The 15,897-nt window shown below is 71.5% G+C and carries 6 protein-coding genes; 4 read left to right on the top strand and 2 right to left on the bottom strand.

Going from position 1 to position 15,897, the window contains the following annotated elements; genetic code table 11:
* Window positions 1-259 precede the first annotated feature (259 nt).
* The gene (locus OHA30_RS31300) at window positions 260-2,416 is read left to right on the top strand and encodes a discoidin domain-containing protein (RefSeq protein WP_328918072.1); all 2,157 of its coding nucleotides are present in this window, start codon (window positions 260-262) and stop codon (window positions 2,414-2,416) included.
* Window positions 2,417-2,517: 101 nt separating this feature from the next.
* Entirely contained in the window at window positions 2,518-5,859 is a 3,342-nt protein-coding gene (locus OHA30_RS31295) for a glycoside hydrolase family 3 C-terminal domain-containing protein (RefSeq protein ID WP_328917227.1), read from the top strand.
* 156 nt (window positions 5,860-6,015) lie between these two features.
* Here the strand turns inward: OHA30_RS31295 and OHA30_RS31290 are convergent, their stop codons facing one another.
* Window positions 6,016-7,413 carry an NADP-dependent succinic semialdehyde dehydrogenase gene (locus OHA30_RS31290; protein ID WP_328917226.1) on the bottom strand — a complete coding sequence of 466 codons (1,398 nt, stop codon included), beginning with the start codon at window positions 7,411-7,413 and terminating at the stop codon, window positions 6,016-6,018.
* A gap of 443 nt (window positions 7,414-7,856) precedes the next feature.
* Here OHA30_RS31290 and OHA30_RS31285 point away from each other — a divergent pair, with 443 nt between their 5' ends.
* Complete coding sequence (locus tag OHA30_RS31285) at window positions 7,857-9,374, top strand: hydrolase (RefSeq protein WP_328917225.1); 1,518 nt, start codon at window positions 7,857-7,859, stop codon at window positions 9,372-9,374.
* Between the two features lie 27 nt (window positions 9,375-9,401).
* On the opposite strand, the gene OHA30_RS31280 is transcribed toward OHA30_RS31285, so the two are convergent.
* Complete coding sequence (locus tag OHA30_RS31280) at window positions 9,402-11,570, bottom strand: SpoIIE family protein phosphatase (protein WP_328917224.1); 2,169 nt, start codon at window positions 11,568-11,570, stop codon at window positions 9,402-9,404.
* A 2,036-nt stretch (window positions 11,571-13,606) separates the two neighbouring features.
* Here OHA30_RS31280 and OHA30_RS31275 point away from each other — a divergent pair.
* Window positions 13,607-15,787 carry a hypothetical protein gene (locus OHA30_RS31275; RefSeq protein WP_328917223.1) on the top strand — a complete coding sequence of 727 codons (2,181 nt, stop codon included), beginning with the start codon at window positions 13,607-13,609 and terminating at the stop codon, window positions 15,785-15,787.
* Window positions 15,788-15,897 lie beyond the last annotated feature (110 nt).

The raw sequence follows: 15,897 nt of genomic DNA, 5'->3' as shown, positions 1-15,897 counted from the left end.
GCACACAGCGGAAAGCCGCATAACTCCCTTAGCCGGGCAAGGAGTTCTGCGGCCGTTCAGAGGTCTACGCCACTGGTTGCACAGTGAAATAAGGGGGACGAATCTCGTTCACTTTCTTGACGTGTCAGCAACATCGCCGTAATCATCGCACCATTCAGAGAGCGCTCTCTCGATAGGCGACATCACAGGAGACGCCGTGACTGGCACCCCCCACCTGCTTCGTTCCAGACGATTCCCCCACCCCCTCATCTTCGCCTGCGTGGCCGCGCTGATCGCGGCTCTCGCCCTGGTGATCAATCAGACCCCGGCCAAGGCCGCGGGCACCCTTCTCTCCCAGGGCAAGCCGGTCACGGCCTCGTCCACGGAGAACGCGGGCACCCCGGCCTCCGCCGCGGTGGACGGCAACAACGGCACCCGCTGGTCCAGTGCCGCCGCCGACCCGCAGTGGATCCAGGTCGACCTCGGCAGCACCTCCACTGTCTCGCAAGTGGTGCTCAACTGGGAGGCCGCGTACGCGAAGGCGTACCAGATCCAGACCTCGGCCGACGGCAACAACTGGACGAGCATCTACTCCACCACGACCGGCCCGGGCGGCACGGAGACACTTTCCGTAAACGGTTCCGGGCGTTATGTCCGTGTGTACACGACCCAGCGCGCCACCCAGTACGGTGTCTCGCTCTGGGAGTTCCAGGTGTACGGCGCCGCGGGCGGCGGCGGCACGGCCTGCTCCACCACCAACGCCGCGCTGAACAAGACCGCCACCGCCTCCTCCACCGAGAACGCCGGCACCCCGGCCTCCTCCGCGGTGGACGGCAACAACGGCACCCGCTGGTCGAGCGCCGCCTCCGACCCGCAGTGGCTCCAGGTCGACCTCGGCAGCTCGCAGAACATCTGCGGGGTGCAGCTGACCTGGGAGACCGCGTACGGCAAGGCGTACAAGATCCAGACCTCGGCCGACGGCAACAGCTGGACCGATGTGTACTCCACGACGAACGGCCCCGGCGCCACCGAGCTGATCACGCTCACCGGCACGGGCCGCTATGTGCGGATGTACGGCACCGCCCGCGCCACCCAGTACGGCTACTCGCTCTGGGAGTTCCAGGTCTTCACCGGCGGCACCGGCAGCAACGGCGGCGCCAACGGCGGGAACACCGGTGGCACCACCGGCGGCACCACGACTCCGCCCCCGACCACCGGCGGCACCACCGGCGGCACCACGACCCCGCCCCCGGCCGGCGGCGCGGTCCTGCTGTCGTACAACAAGCCCGCCACCGCCTCGACGTACCAGAACGCCAACAGCTGCACCGGCTGCACCCCGGCCAAGGCGTTCGACGAGGACCCGGCCACCCGCTGGGCGACCAGTGACTCCAACGGCTGGGTCGACCCGGGCTGGATCAGCGTCGACCTGGGCGCGACCGCGCACATCACCCAGGTCGTCCTCCAGTGGGACCCGGCCTACGCGAGCGCGTACCAGATCCAGACCTCGGCCGACGGCAACAACTGGACGAGCATCTACTCGACCACGACCGGCAAGGGCTTCAAGGAGACCCTGAACGTCGACGGCAACGGCCGCTATGTGCGGATGTACGGCACCCAGCGCGCCTCCCAGTACGGCTACTCGCTGTGGACCTTCGACGTGTACGGCACCGGTGGCAACCCGACCGCGCCGCCCGCCCTGCCGCCGAACCCGAGCAACCCCCCGCACCTCGTGTGGAGCGACGAGTTCAACGGCGCCGCGGGCACCAAGCCGGACACCGGCAAGTGGACCCAGGACATCGGCGGCGGCCAGAACGGCGAGCTGGAGTACTACACCAACGGTGACAACACCACCATGGACGGCAACGGCAACCTCGTCATCGAGGCCCGCAAGGAGAACGTCCAGGGCCACCAGTACACCTCGGGGCGGATCAACACCTCGGACCACTTCAACTTCACCTACGGCCATGTCGAGGCCCGGATCAAGGTGACCGGCACGCAGGGTCTGTGGCCCGCGTTCTGGATGCTCGGGTCGAACTTCAAGACGGGTACGCCGTGGCCCAACTCCGGTGAGATCGACATCATGGAGCACATCGGCAAGGTGCCGGACTCGGTGTACTCCACGCTGCACGCCCCCGCCTACAACGGTGGCGGCGGCTACGGCGAGCCCTACACCATCGCGGGCGGCGACTTCGCCAACGACTTCCACACCTACGCCGTGGACTGGGACTCCAGCCACATGACGTTCTCGGTGGACGGCCACGCCTTCTTCACCGCGGACAAGGCCACGGTGGAGCAGACCAAGGGTCCCTGGGTGTACGACCACCCGTTCTACATCATCCTCAACAACGCCGTGGGCGGCGACTGGCCCGGCAACCCGGACGCCACCAGCGTCTTCCCGCAGAAGATGCTCGTCGACTACGTACGCGTGTCGCAGTAGCACCCCACCGTCCGATGCCCGGGTCCCGCACGTCGGGGCCCGGGCATCGGACCCCCACCCCCCACCGATGGCCTCGAAACCCCACTGGAGAGGCGTTTCGCATGCTGACTTCGTGGTTCAGCCCAACTCCCTTCCGCAGACGGCGGCGCACCCGCGTCGCCCGGTCCCGGATGTCCGCGCTGATCGGCTTCGTGCTGGTCGCCGCGCTCGCGCTGGTGGCCACCCCGCATCTGGCCGGGGCCGCCGATCCCGTACTGCTCTCGCAGGGCAAGCCCGCGACCGCCTCGTCGGTCCAGGACGCCTTCACCGCGGGTGCGGCCGTGGACGGCGACCCCGGGACCCGCTGGTCGAGCGCGGCCTCCGACCCGCAGTGGCTCCAGGTCGACCTCGGCTCCTCCCAGAGCATCACCAAGGTCGTGCTGAACTGGGAGACCGCCTACGCGAAGTCCTTCCAGATCCAGGTCTCCGACAACGCCTCGACCTGGAACAGCGTGTACAGCACCACCACCGGCGCCGGCGGCACCCAGACACTGAACGTGACGGGCACCGGCCGCTATGTGCGCGTGTACGGCACCGTCCGCGCCACCCAATGGGGCTACTCGCTCTGGGAGTTCCAGGTCTACGGCGGTTCCGGTGACTCCGGCGGCACGGGCGGCACGGGCGGCACGGGCGGCTCCGGCGGGACAACGGGTCCTCCGCCCGCGAACTGCGGCACCACCACCGCGGCCCTGAACAAGCTGGCCACCGCCTCCTCCACCGAGAACGCCGGCACCCCGGCCTCGGCCGCCTTCGACGGCAACACGGGCACCCGCTGGTCCAGCGCGGCAGCCGACCCGCAGTGGCTCCAGGTCGACCTCGGCAGCTCGCAGTCGATCTGCGGGGTGACCCTCAACTGGGAGGCGGCGTACGGCAAGTCCTTCCAGATCCAGGTCTCGGACAACGCCTCGACCTGGAACACCGTCTACTCCACGACGGCCGGGGCGGGCGGCACCGAGACCCACAACTTCACCGCAACGGGCCGCTATGTGCGCATGTACGGCACGGTCCGCGCCACGCAGTACGGCTACTCGCTGTGGGAGTTCACCATCCTGACCCCCGGCGGCAACCCCACCACCCCGCCGCCGAGCGGCGGCAACGGCAACTGCCCGTGGGTCGGTTCGACCGCGCCGATCGCCACCCGCGTCGCGCAGCTGATGGCGCAGATGACGCAGGCGCAGAAGATCCAGATGCTGCACGGCAACGGCGACGCCTCGCCGTACATCGGCGACATGTCGGCGATCCCGTCGCTGTGCATTCCGTTCATGGGCTTCCACGACGGCCCGAGCGGTGTCGGTGACGGCTTCGGCGGCGTGACGCAGCTGCCGGCCGCGGTCTCCTCGGCGGCGACCTGGGACACCGGGCTGCAGAAGCAGTACGGCACGGTCGCGGGCGCCGAGTTCGCGGGCAAGGGCGCGGACGTGGCCCTCGGCCCGACGATGAACATCGTGCGCGACCCGCGCTGGGGCCGGGCGTTCGAGACGTACAGCGAGGACCCGTACCTCAGCGCCCAGATGGCGACCGCGAGCATCCAGGGGCTCCAGAGCCAGGGAGTGATGGCCGAGGCCAAGCACGTGGCGGTCTACAACCAGGAGACCAACCGCAACGGGCCGCAGGACAACGCGATCGTCGACAACCGCACCCTTCAGGAGATCTATCTGCCGGCCTTCCAGGCGGCGGTGAGCAAGGGCGCGTCGGCCTCGGTGATGTGCGGCTACTCCACGGTCAACGGCGACTACGACTGCCAGAACGCCTATCTGCTGAACAACGCGCTCTACCAGCAGGCGGGCTTCGGCGGCTTCGTCACCAGCGACTGGGGCGGCGCGCACTCCACGGTGGAGGCGGCGAACAACGGCATGACGGTCGAGATGCCCGGCGGCTACTTCTACGCCGACTTCCTCAACCAGGCCCTCGCCAACGGCACGGTCAGCCAGGCCACGCTGAACACCATGGTCAGCCGGGTGCTGACGCAGATGTTCGCCTTCGGTCTGTTCGAGAAGACCAAGACCGGCGACCGCAACTCGGTGGTGACGACCCCCGCCCACCAGGCGACGGCCCGTCAGGTCGCCGAGCAGGGCAGCGTGCTGCTCAAGAACACCGGCATCCTGCCGCTGTCCCCCAGCACGACGAAGACCATCGCGCTGCTCGGCCCGGACGGCGGCGCGGGTGTCCGCAGCGTCGGCGGCGGCAGCGCCACGGCGACGAGTTCGGGGACGGTCGCGCCGCTGACCGCCCTACAGGCCAAGCTGGGCAACGCCAACGTCACGTACAACGACGGCAATGACATCAACGCCGCCGTGACCGCGGCCCGCAACGCCAACGTGGCCATCGTCTGCGTGGGTTACGGCGAGAACGAGGGCGCCGATCTGACGAACCTCGATCTGTCCGCCGCGCAGAACTCGCTGGTCCAGCAGGTGGCCGCGGCCAACCCGAACACCATCGTGGTGCTCAACACCGGCTCCGCGGTGACCATGCCGTGGCTCGGCCAGGTCAAGGGCGTGCTGGAGGAGTGGTACGCCGGGCAGGAGGTCGGCAACTCGCTGGCCGCGCTGCTGTTCGGTGATGTCAACCCGTCCGGCAAGCTGCCGGTCACCTTCCCCAACAGTCTCAACGACGTGCCCGCGCACACCACCGCCCAGTGGCCCGGCAACGGCACCAATGTGCAGTACAGCGAGGGCCTGAAGGTCGGCTACCGCTGGTACGACGCGCAGAACATCACTCCGATGTTCCCGTTCGGCTTCGGTCTGTCGTACACCACGTTCTCCTTCTCCGGCCTCCAGGTCGGGGCGCTGGACGGGAACGGCAACGCCACGGTGAGCGCGACGGTCACCAACACCGGCAGCCGGGCCGGCGCCGAGATCGCCCAGCTGTACGTGGGCGACCCGGCCTCGACCGGGGAGCCCGCCAAGCAGCTCAAGGGCTTCCAGCGGGTGGACCTCCAGCCGGGGGCCAACGCCAAGGTGACCTTCCCGATCACCGCGCACGACCTGGCGTACTGGAACACCGCCGGCAACAACTGGACCACGGCGGCGGGTACGTACCAGATCATGGTCGGCGACTCCTCGCGGAACCTGCCGCTGACCGGGACGCTCAACGTCGCCACGGCGATGACCATGAAGACCGTGGGCGCGGCCTCCACCCAGGCGGCCACCGTGACGGTCGACAACCCGCACGGCATGAGCAGCCCGGCGCGTGCCGCGGTGCAGCTGCCGGTGACGGCGAAGTCCTCGGCCGCGGGCGCGAACCTCACGTTCACCGCGACCGGGCTGCCCGCGGGGCTGTCGATCGGCGCGTCCGGGGTGATCTCCGGTACGGCGACGGCGACCGGTACGAGCACGGTGAGCGTGACCGCCTCCGACGGCCACGGCGCCAGTGACACGGCCACCTTCGTGTGGACGGTGACGTGACCGGCTGACGGGCCGACCGGTTGATGACAGGCGCGCGGGCCGGTGACGGTCCGCGCGCCGTACGGAAGTCTGCCTCTCCGTGGGTGGTGACGGCTCACCGCGGGGAGGCAGACGTGTGTCCGGGGGTGTGGGGGAAGAGGAAGCCGGGCCCGTGGCTCAGCGGCCGTACCAGACGGTGGTGGCGTTGCAGAAGGCGCGGATGCCGTGGGCGGACAGCTCGCGCCCGTAGCCGGACCGCTTCACGCCGCCGAAGGGCAGGGCGGGGTGGGAGGCGGTCATTCCGTTGAAGAAGACGCCGCCGGCCTCCAGATCGCGGACGAAGCGCCGCTGTTCGTCCTCGTCGCGGGTCCAGACATTCGAACTCAGGCCGAACGGCGTGTCGTTGGCGAGCGCGACGGCCGCGTCGAGGTCGGGCACCCGGTAGAGGGTGGCGACCGGGCCGAACGCCTCCTCGCGGTGGATGCGCATCTTGGGCGTGACGCCGGTGAGCACGGTCGGCTCGTAGTACCAGCCGGGCGGCAGGGCCTTGGGTCGGCGGGCGCCGCACAGCGCCTCGGCGCCGTGGGAGAGCGCGTCCCCGACGAGCTGTTCCAGGTCGGCGCGGCCCTGCTCGGTCGAGAGCGGGCCGACGTCGGTGGACTCGGACGTCGGATCGCCCACGACCAGGGCGCTCATCGCGCGGGTGAAGCGCTCGGCGAACTCGTCGTGGATGTCCTCGTGCACGATGAAGCGCTTGGCGGCGATGCAGGACTGGCCGTTGTTCTGCACCCGGGCGGTGACGGCGGTGGCCACCGCGTGGTCGAGTTCGGCGGCGGCCGACGGCATGACGACGAAGGGGTCACTGCCGCCCAGCTCCAGTACGGTCGGCTTGACCTCGTCCCCGGCGACGGCCGCGACGGCCCGGCCCGCGCCCTCGCTGCCGGTGAGCGTGGCGGCGGCCACCCGGGGGTCGCGCAGTACGCCCTCGATGGCGCCCGAGCCGACCAGCAGGGTCTGGAAGCAGCCCGCGGGGAATCCCGCGCGGGTGAACAGGTCGCCCAGGTAGAGCGCGGTCTGCGGGACGTTGGACGCGTGCTTGAGCAGGCCGACGTTGCCGGCCATCAGGGCGGGCGCGGCAAAGCGGATCACCTGCCACAGCGGGAAGTTCCACGGCATGACGGCGAGCACGACACCCATCGGGCGGTAGCGGACACTGGCGCGGTGGGCGCCGCTGTCCTCGACGTCGGCCTGCGCCGGATGCTCGTCGGCGAGGAGTCGTTCGGCGTTGGCGGCGTACCAGCGCATCGCCTTGGCGCACTTGGCCGCTTCCGCGCGGGCTGCGGAAAGGGTCTTGCCCATCTCCGTCGTCATGGTGTGGGCGACGTCCTCGCGCTCCTTGTCGAGCAGGTCGGCGGCGGCGGTCAGGAGTGCCGCGCGCGAGGCGAAGTCGGTGGTGCGGTAGGTCCGGAAAGCGCTCTCCGCCCGGGCGATCCGCTTCTCGATCCCGTCCGCTCCCAGCGGTTCGAAAGTCCGCACGGTCTCCCCGGTGGCGGGATTCACGGTGGCGATGGCCATGATGCTCCTCTCCTGCGGGGCGCGGCCCGAGGTCCGGGGCCGCCCGGGCGTGCGCCGTCGGCGGGCCGGGTCTCGGCCGCCTGCCCGCCCGGTCCCGTTCCAAGCGACGCTGCACCCGATCGTCTCCCGGGCCGCCCTACCCCGCGACGGCTCACCCGCCATCCGGGTCAGGACGGCCGGTCGCTTCCGGGGGCGTGACGGACCCGGGGCCGATGGGCGAAGGCGCCTCCAGGCACGCGCGGGGTCCGGGTTGGCGCGCGGTCCGTGTCCCGGGAGCGAGCCGGCCCGGGAACACCCGGGTCCGCCCTCACCCGTTCGCCGCGAGACGTTCACACAACCGCAACACCGGGCACACCAGTCCCAGGCTCTACGCGCGAAGAATGCCCTCCAGCTCCCCTTCGTTCACCGTCCCCGCTCTCCACCCCCCACCCGGAGGTTGACGGATGTCCGTCCCCCGAACCCCCCGACTCCCCCGCGGCGGCGTCGTGACCACCGCGGCCACCGCGCTCGCCGCGCTCGCCCTCACCGCCGCCGGCCTCAGCTCCGCCAGCGCGCACGCGGCGGCGCCCGCCGGCAACGCCGCCGCTGTCGGCCAGGCGGCCGCCACGCATCGTGTGCTCTTCGACAACACCAAGGCCGAGACCGCCGGAAACGCCGACTGGATCATCAGCACCAGCCAGCCCGACCCGCTGGGCCAGAAGTCCTCACCCTCCGCGGAGACCGACTGGACGGGCGCCCTGTCCTCGTGGGGCGTGGCCCTGCAGAAGTCGGGCGGCTATGTGCTCAACACCCTGCCGTCGGGACGGACCATCACCTACGGCGACTCGTCCAACGCCCAGGACCTCGGCAAATTCGACACGTTCGTGCTGCCCGAGCCCAACATCCGCCTCAGCGCCGCGGAGAAGACCGCCGTGATGACGTTCGTGAAGAACGGCGGCGGGCTGTTCCTGATCTCCGACCACAACAACAGCGACCGCAACAACGACGGTTACGACTCCCCGGCCGTCATCAACGACCTGCTGACGAACAACGGCGTGGACAACACCGACCCGTTCGGCTTCTCCGTCGACCTGCTCGACGTCAGCACGGACAATCCGCGCGCGATCAGCGACTCCTCGAACCCCGTGCTGCACGGCCCGTTCGGCACGGTGACCGGCAGCATCCTGCGCGACGGCACCACCTTCACCCTCAAGCCGAACGACAACCCGGCCGTCAAGGGCCTGCTCTACCGCACGGGTTACTCCGGCAACTCCGGCGCGTTCTTCGTCACGAGCACCTTCGGCAGCGGCCGGGTGGCGATCTGGGGCGACAGCTCGCCGGCCGACGACGGCACCGGTCAGTCCGGCAACACGCTCTACGACGGATGGAACGACCCGGCCGGCACCGACGCGGCCCTCGCGCTGAACGCCACCGCGTGGCTGGCCGGCAGCGGTACGTCCGGCGGCACGACCACCGGTACGACCTCGGGCGGCACCACCGGAGGCACCGGCGGGTGCGCCTCGACGCAACTGCTCGCCAACCCCGGCTTCGAGTCCGGCGGTTCGTCCTGGTCGGCGAGCAGCGGTGTCATCACCAACGCCACCGCCGAGGCCGCGCACAGCGGTTCGTACAAGGCATGGCTCGACGGATACGGCCAGGCCACCACGGACACACTCTCCCAGAGCGTCGCCGTCCCGTCCGGCTGCGCGGCGACCCTGACCTTCTGGCTGCACGTCGACACCGCCGAGACCGGCTCGACCGCGTACGACACGCTCAAGGCCCAGGTGCTCAACTCCTCCGGCACGGTGCTGAGCACCCTGGCCACGTACTCCAACCTCGACGCGGCCACCGGCTACACACAGCGGAGCTTCAACCTGGGCGCGTACGCGGGGCAGACCGTGACGGTGAAGTTCACCGGGGTCGAGGGGTCCAAGCTCCAGACGTCGTTCGTGATCGACGACACCGCGCTCACGGTGAGTTGACGGCACGTCGGTTCGGCCGGCCGGTCGTCAGCCCGCACTCCGGGCGGGCGACCGGCTGCCCGCCTCGTCGGCCCGGGGGCCGAACTCGCACCACACGGCCTTGCCGTCGCCGCGCGGCTCGACACCCCAGCGGGCCGCGAGCGCGTCGATCATCAGCAGTCCGCGGCCGGAGGTGGCCGCCTCGCCGGGGGACCTGCGGCGCGGCCAGACGCTGGAGCGGTCCTGCACGGACAGCCGTACCCGGCGCACCGGCTCCGGCAGCACCTCCAGGGTGAGGACGGCGCCGCCCTCGGTGTGCAGCAGGACATTGACGAGCAGTTCGCCCGCGGCGAGTTCGATGTCGTCGGCGAGGTCGGACAGGCCCCAGTCGTCGAGCGCCAGCCGCAGCGCCGTCCGTGCCTCGACCAGTCCCTCGGGGTCGGCCTGGTGCACGTACTGGTGGATGCGCGCGGAGCCGATGGCACCGGGGTCGGGGGACCTGCGCAGGATCAGCAGGGCCACGTCGTCGTTGGAGCCCCAGCGCTCCCAGAGGTTGTCGGCGAGGTGGTCGGCGAGTTCCTCGGCGCGCTGCGGGCCGTGGTGGACGGTCTCGGCGAGGGTCTCCATGCCGACGCCGATGTCCTGGCCGCGCTCCTCGATCAGGCCGTCGGTGCAGAAGACCAGGGTCTCGCCCGGTACGAGGTCGAGCCGGGTCTCGGGGAACTCGTGCAGGTCGAGCGCGGTGGCCAGGCCCAGCGGCAGCCCGCCGCGTACGTTGGGCCAGGCGGTACGGCCGTCGGTGTACCGGATCAGCGGGCCGAGGTGCCCGGCGCGGGCCGTGCGCACGGTGCCGCTGTCCAGGTCGAGTTGGGCGTAGGCGCAGGTGGCGAAGCGTTCGGTGTCGAGTTCGGCGAGGAAGCGGGAGGCGCGGGCGAGCACGGTGGACGGCGGATGGCCCTCGGCGGCGTAGGCGCGGAGCGCGATCCTCAACTGGCCCATGACGGCGGCCGCGTGGGTGTCGTGGCCCTGGACGTCGCCGACGACCAGGCCGACCCGGTTCTGCGGCAGGCCCACGACGTCGTACCAGTCGCCGCCGACCTCGCGGCCGCTCCACGCGGAGTGGTAGCGCACGGCGATCTCGGCGCCCTCGAACCGGGGGATGTGCCGGGGCAGCATCGCGGACTGGAGTCCGGTGGCGAACTCGCGTTCCTGGTCGAAGAGGATCGCGCGTTGCAGCGACTGGGCGAGGATACCCGCCAGTGCCATGGCCAGTTCGCGGTCCTCACGGCTGAACTCGTGGCGGCCGCCGCCGTAGAAGAGCGCGAGGCCGCCGATCGAACGGGCCTGGGCGATCAGCGGCAGAAAGGCGGCGGCGTCCAGGCCGATGCTGTCGAGGAACGGGCGGGAGAGGGGAAAACGCTCTCCCAGTTCGGCGAAGGACGTGGCGAACCGGGGCTGCTGGGTCGTCGCGGCCTGGGCCAGCGGCAGTGACTCGTCCAGCCGCCGCATCTGGATGTCGCGGAACTGTTCCAGGCGGTCGCCGCTCACCGCGACGATCTGGAAGTTGCCGCCCCGGATCAGGCCGAGCGAGAGGCCATCCGCGCCGAAGCGTTCCAGGCCGCCGGCGCCGGTGAGGACCGCCGTGACGTCCTCCACGGTCACGGCGTGCGACAGCGCTTCGGTCGTGCGGCGGACGATCGAGGAGAAACTGCGGCCCTCGGGCTCGGGCCGGGGGCCGCCGCGGCCTTTGCCGCCGTCGCCGGCGGGCGGCGGGGCCTCGGCGAGCTCTCTCGTGGCGTCCCTGACGATGCCCACGACGCGGTAGGCGTTGCCCACCTCGTCCCGCAGGATCGTGCCCTGGGCGTGGGTCCACTGCTTGACGCCGTCGCGGCGGGTGACCTGGAAGTACCGGCCGTAGCTGCGTTCACCCGATTGGAGGGCCTTGCGGAGAGCGCTGTCCAGTCGGGCGCCCTCCTCGGGGGTCACGCGCAGCACGAGTGAGTCGATCCGGCGGTCGAACTCACCCGGCCCCAGGTCGAAGACCCGCAGGCCGGCTTCGTCCAGGTCGAAGATGCCGTGGTCGAGATCCCAGTCGAAGCTGCCCATGCCGTTCAGGGCGAGCCGCTCCTCCGGGCCGACGGCCGGGGTGACCGGTCGGCGTGTCAGGGCGAGGCGGGAATCGTGAACACCGCGGGCCAGTCGCTTGCGAGGGGTCATGCGCATGCTCCGGGGTCGGACCTGAGGTCGGAGACCACGTCCGGGAGACGGATCACCAGGACAGTGCGGCACGCTTTATGGCCAATCACGCCCATTATCCCTCGCCCCACCCCCCACCCGCCCCTCCAGCCCCGAAGACCGCCCCAGGGCAGGCCGCCCGGGGGCGGCCCGGGGCCCCAGGCGGGGGGCCGGCGGACCGCGGCAGGGGCCGGCGGCGAAGCCCCGGCGGGGCGGGCGGCGTCAGCGAGCCCTCGCCCACAGCTGGGAGCGAAGCTCCCGCGACTCCGCAGCCCGGGGCGGGTCCGCCCACGCACACCGCCAGAACGCCCCCCGCGCGCGGCACGATCAACCTCGGCGACGGGGCTCGGCGAGGCCGCCTGAGCCCCAGCGGGCGGCCCCCCGGCGCGGAATGCCGTCGACCGTGGCGGAGACCGGCGGCGAAGCCCCCAGCGGGGGCGGGCGCGTCAGCGAGCCCTCGCCCACACACTGGGGGCGAAGGTCCCGCAGCCCCGCAGCCCCGCAGCCCGGGGCGGGACCGCCCACGCACACCGCCAGAACGGCCCCCACGCACGGCACGATCAACCTCGGCGACGGGGCTCGGCGAGGCCGCCCACGCGCCGGGAGCGAAGCTCCGGCGGGGCGGTGCACGGGCCCGCCGACCTTCGGACAGTCATGGCCAGGGGCTCCGCATCGCGTGCGGCGCGAAGCCGCCGCGAGGCGGCAACGCGGGCCGCGTACTCCCCGCGCTACCGCGCAGGCCGACCACCGCCTCCGGCGGGGGCAGGGGCGCGAGCCTCGCCCGGGTGGCCGGGGCGGCTCCGGCGGGGCCGCCGAACCTTCGACGCCGGGGAACCCCGCTCCTCGTCGGCGGGGCGGCGCGAAGCCGGTGGCGAGCGCGACTGGAGGCGACTCTCGCAAGCTTCCGCTCGCCGTCCGGCGAACCGACCGCCGCTCCTGGGGGCAGTCGGGGCCGACGGCCAACGGCTGGGGCACAGCCGGCTCCTTCCACCGCGGATCAGTTGCCCGCAATGACTCGACTGCGCCGGAGCGCGGTTGCCGATCCCGGCGCGGTTCGCTCTGACGAAGCGCGCGCGGGGGCGTGCGGCAGGGCGCGCCGGGCACGGGTGCGCGCGGCGTACGAGACGGCGGGCGTACGGGATGGGCGTACAAGGCCGGAGGACGTACCAGCAGGCGGTGTACGTACAGCGCGGCCCGCGTACGAGGCGGGTACGAGGTCGCACGTATGGGTACGCCCCGACCGGGTACGCGAGGGTACGTCCAGCCGCGGGGACGTCCGAGAGCCCCGCGCCCTGCCTCCCGGGAGGGCCCGATGACCGAGCCGTACCCCAATCCGACCCCACCGCGCCCGGGCGACCCACCGCCGGGTCCTGATCCGACACCGGGTCCCGGACCCCGGCCGGTCCCGGGTCCTGCCCCCAATCCGATCCCCACTCCGCCGGGTCCTGAGCCCACTCCCCCGTCGCCCGCGCCCGAACCGGTGCCGCCGACGCCGGAGCCCAAGCCGATCCCGACTCCGCCCCTCTAGTGATCGGGCGCGGCGCCGGGGGCGGCGCCCCTCGCGGCGGGTCCGAGGCCGTCCGGCCCGATCCACGGCCCTCATGCCGCCGGGCGCGGCCGTCCCGCGCGGCCTGCTCCCACGGCCGCGCGCCCGACCTCGGTCCGCGTACCCGCGGGGGCCGTGGGACTCCGCCCGCGTACCGCCACAACCTGGTGAATCTACCGGACGAATTCGGAACCGAATAATCGTAAATACGCTCGCCCATTCATCATTCAGGTCGATGATCCCATCGCGCTCTGAACATGACAGACGGTAAAACCGCAGGCCGACGCACCGAGCACGCGGAATTCGGCCCGCCCGATCCTCTGAACTGCTGCGCGACCTCCGCGAAATTGCCACAAGTCCTCCCCGAGGTGCCTGACGATGGTGCCCGGAAATACGGCCCGCTCGGGCCGTGTCGGCAGAAGGGCGTATCGCCGTCATCGGCGGTACGCCCTTCGGGGGAGGAATTACATCTATGGGCAGAGCATTGCGCGCTGCCGCCATCAGTGCGGCTTCGGCCATGGTGGCGCTCGGGGTGGCACCGTCGGCGGCGAGTGCGGCGACGGCCCCGAGGATCGATCTGCGGGTCCTGGTCGTGGACGACGGCGGCCCCGCGACCGCGGCCGTCACCGCGGAACTCGACGGGGCGGGCACCCCGTACACCCGGGTCGACCTGACCAGGGCCGGCCGCCCGGCGATCGACGCGGCGTTTCTCAGCGACACGGTCTCGGGCCGTCCGCGGGCCAAGTTCCAGTCGGTGGTGCTGCCGAACGACAACCCGTTCGGCGCGGGGTCCGCCGAGATGGCCGCGCTGATCGCGTACGAGACGACGTACGGCATCCGGCAGGTGGACGCCTACACCTACGCGCAGCCGGGGGTCGGCCTGGACTACGCGCAGGACTCGGGGTACGTCGGTCCGCTCGACGGCATGTCGGGGCAGGTGACCGCGCAGGGCAGGGCCGGCGGCTTCGGGTACCTCAGGGGCGCGGTGCCCTTCGAGGACAACGCACCGGACCAGGACGAGAGTTACGGCTATCTGGCGGTCCCGCTGGCCCAGCAGGCGGCGGGCGCGGCCTTCACCACGCTGGTGGACGCGCCGATTCCCGGCACCACCCGGCGCGGGACGCTGGTCGGCCAGTACACGCACGACGGACGCGACGAGCTGGTGCTGACGTTCGTCTACAACCAGTACCAGGAGCAGTTCCGGCTGCTGGCCCGCGGCATCGTGGAGTGGATGACCCGCGGCGTCCATCTCGGCGCCGACCGCAACTACTTCGAGGTGCAGGTCGACGACGTCTTCCTCGCCGACGACCGGTGGAACCCCACGCTCAACTGCACGCCGGGGGACGTGGACTGTCCGCCGGGCACCGGTGAGGACACCGATCCGATCCGGATGACGGCGGCCGACGCGACGTACGCCAAGCAGTGGTCGCAGGCGCACGGCCTCACCTTCGACTTCGTCTTCAACGGCGGTGGCAGCGAGGACTGGAAGGCCGACCACGGCACCACCGACGACCCGCTCGCGGACCGGCTGACCGCCGACAAGAGCACCTACCGCTGGGTCAACCACACCTATCTGCACCCCTTCCTGGGGTGCGTGCAGGATGTGAGCGTGGTGCCGTGGCGCTGCGCGACCGGGACGAACGGCGCCACGCAGTGGGTGAGCAAGGCCGACATCCTCTCCAGCGTGCAGGACAACCGTTCCTGGGCGGTCAAGCACGGACTGTCCCTGAACAACGGCGAGTTGGTGACCGGGGAGCACTCCGGCCTCAAGTCCCTGCCGCAGCAGCCGGACGACAACCCGAACCTCGCACCGGCGCTCACCCAGCTCGGCGTCACCTACCTGGCGAGCGACAACTCCCGTGAGCCGCAGCAGCGTCAGGTCGGTCCCGCGGTGACCGTGCCGCGCTTCCCGATGAACGTCTTCTACAACGCCGCCACGCCGCAGGAGGAGACCGACGAGTACAACTGGGTCTACACCGACGCGGCCCAGGGCGGCAGCGGCGTGTGCGGCACGTCGGGCAACTCCACCTGTCTGACGGCGCCGTTGGACCCGGAGACCGGCTACCAGTCGTACATCGTGCCGCTGGAGGCGAAGATCGACCTGGGTCATGTGATCGGCAACAACCCTCGGCCGCACTTCATCCACCAGTCGAACCTCTCCGAGCAGCGCATCGCCTACCCGGTGCTGGAACGTATCCTCGGCGACTACGCGGCGCTGTTCACCGCCGACACCCCGATGGTCGATCTGCGGACCTCGGACATCGGCACCGAGTTGCAGCGGCGGGCCGCGTGGGACACGGCGGTCAAGTCGGGCAAGGTCACCGGCTACCGGATCGGTGACACGGTCACCGTCAGCGCGCCCGTCGGCACCCAGGTCAGCGCGACGATGCCGGCCGGTACCCGGCAGAACCAGCTCCTCGGTACGACGGCCTTCGGCGACGCGTACGCGGGCGCGGTCTCCGGCTGGACCCAGCCGGGGCTGCTACAGAGCGCGGTGGCGCTGACGCTGCCGTCCGGGTCCGTGCCCGCGCTGCTGAACCTGAGCGTGTCGCTCGGCCCGATCACGGTACGAGCCTCCATCGGGCAGCTGCCGGTGCCGAGTGGCGTGGCCCATCCGGTGCCCGCCGGGCCCGGCGACAGCGGCAGGGGCTGAACGGCCCGTGGGCGGGGGCGCGATGCGCGTCCCCGCCCACGGGGGGACGCGCGCCGCGGGCCCGGCGCCGCGAGCCGTCCGCCGGCCCAACAGGACACCGTCAGGGGGGA

The sequence above is a fragment of the Streptomyces sp. NBC_00223 genome (genome assembly GCF_036199905.1).
In the GTDB taxonomy this organism is placed as follows: Bacteria; Actinomycetota; Actinomycetes; order Streptomycetales; family Streptomycetaceae; genus Actinacidiphila.
Note: the sequence above shows the minus strand (reverse complement) of the source record. Positions and strands in the feature narration are given on the sequence as shown.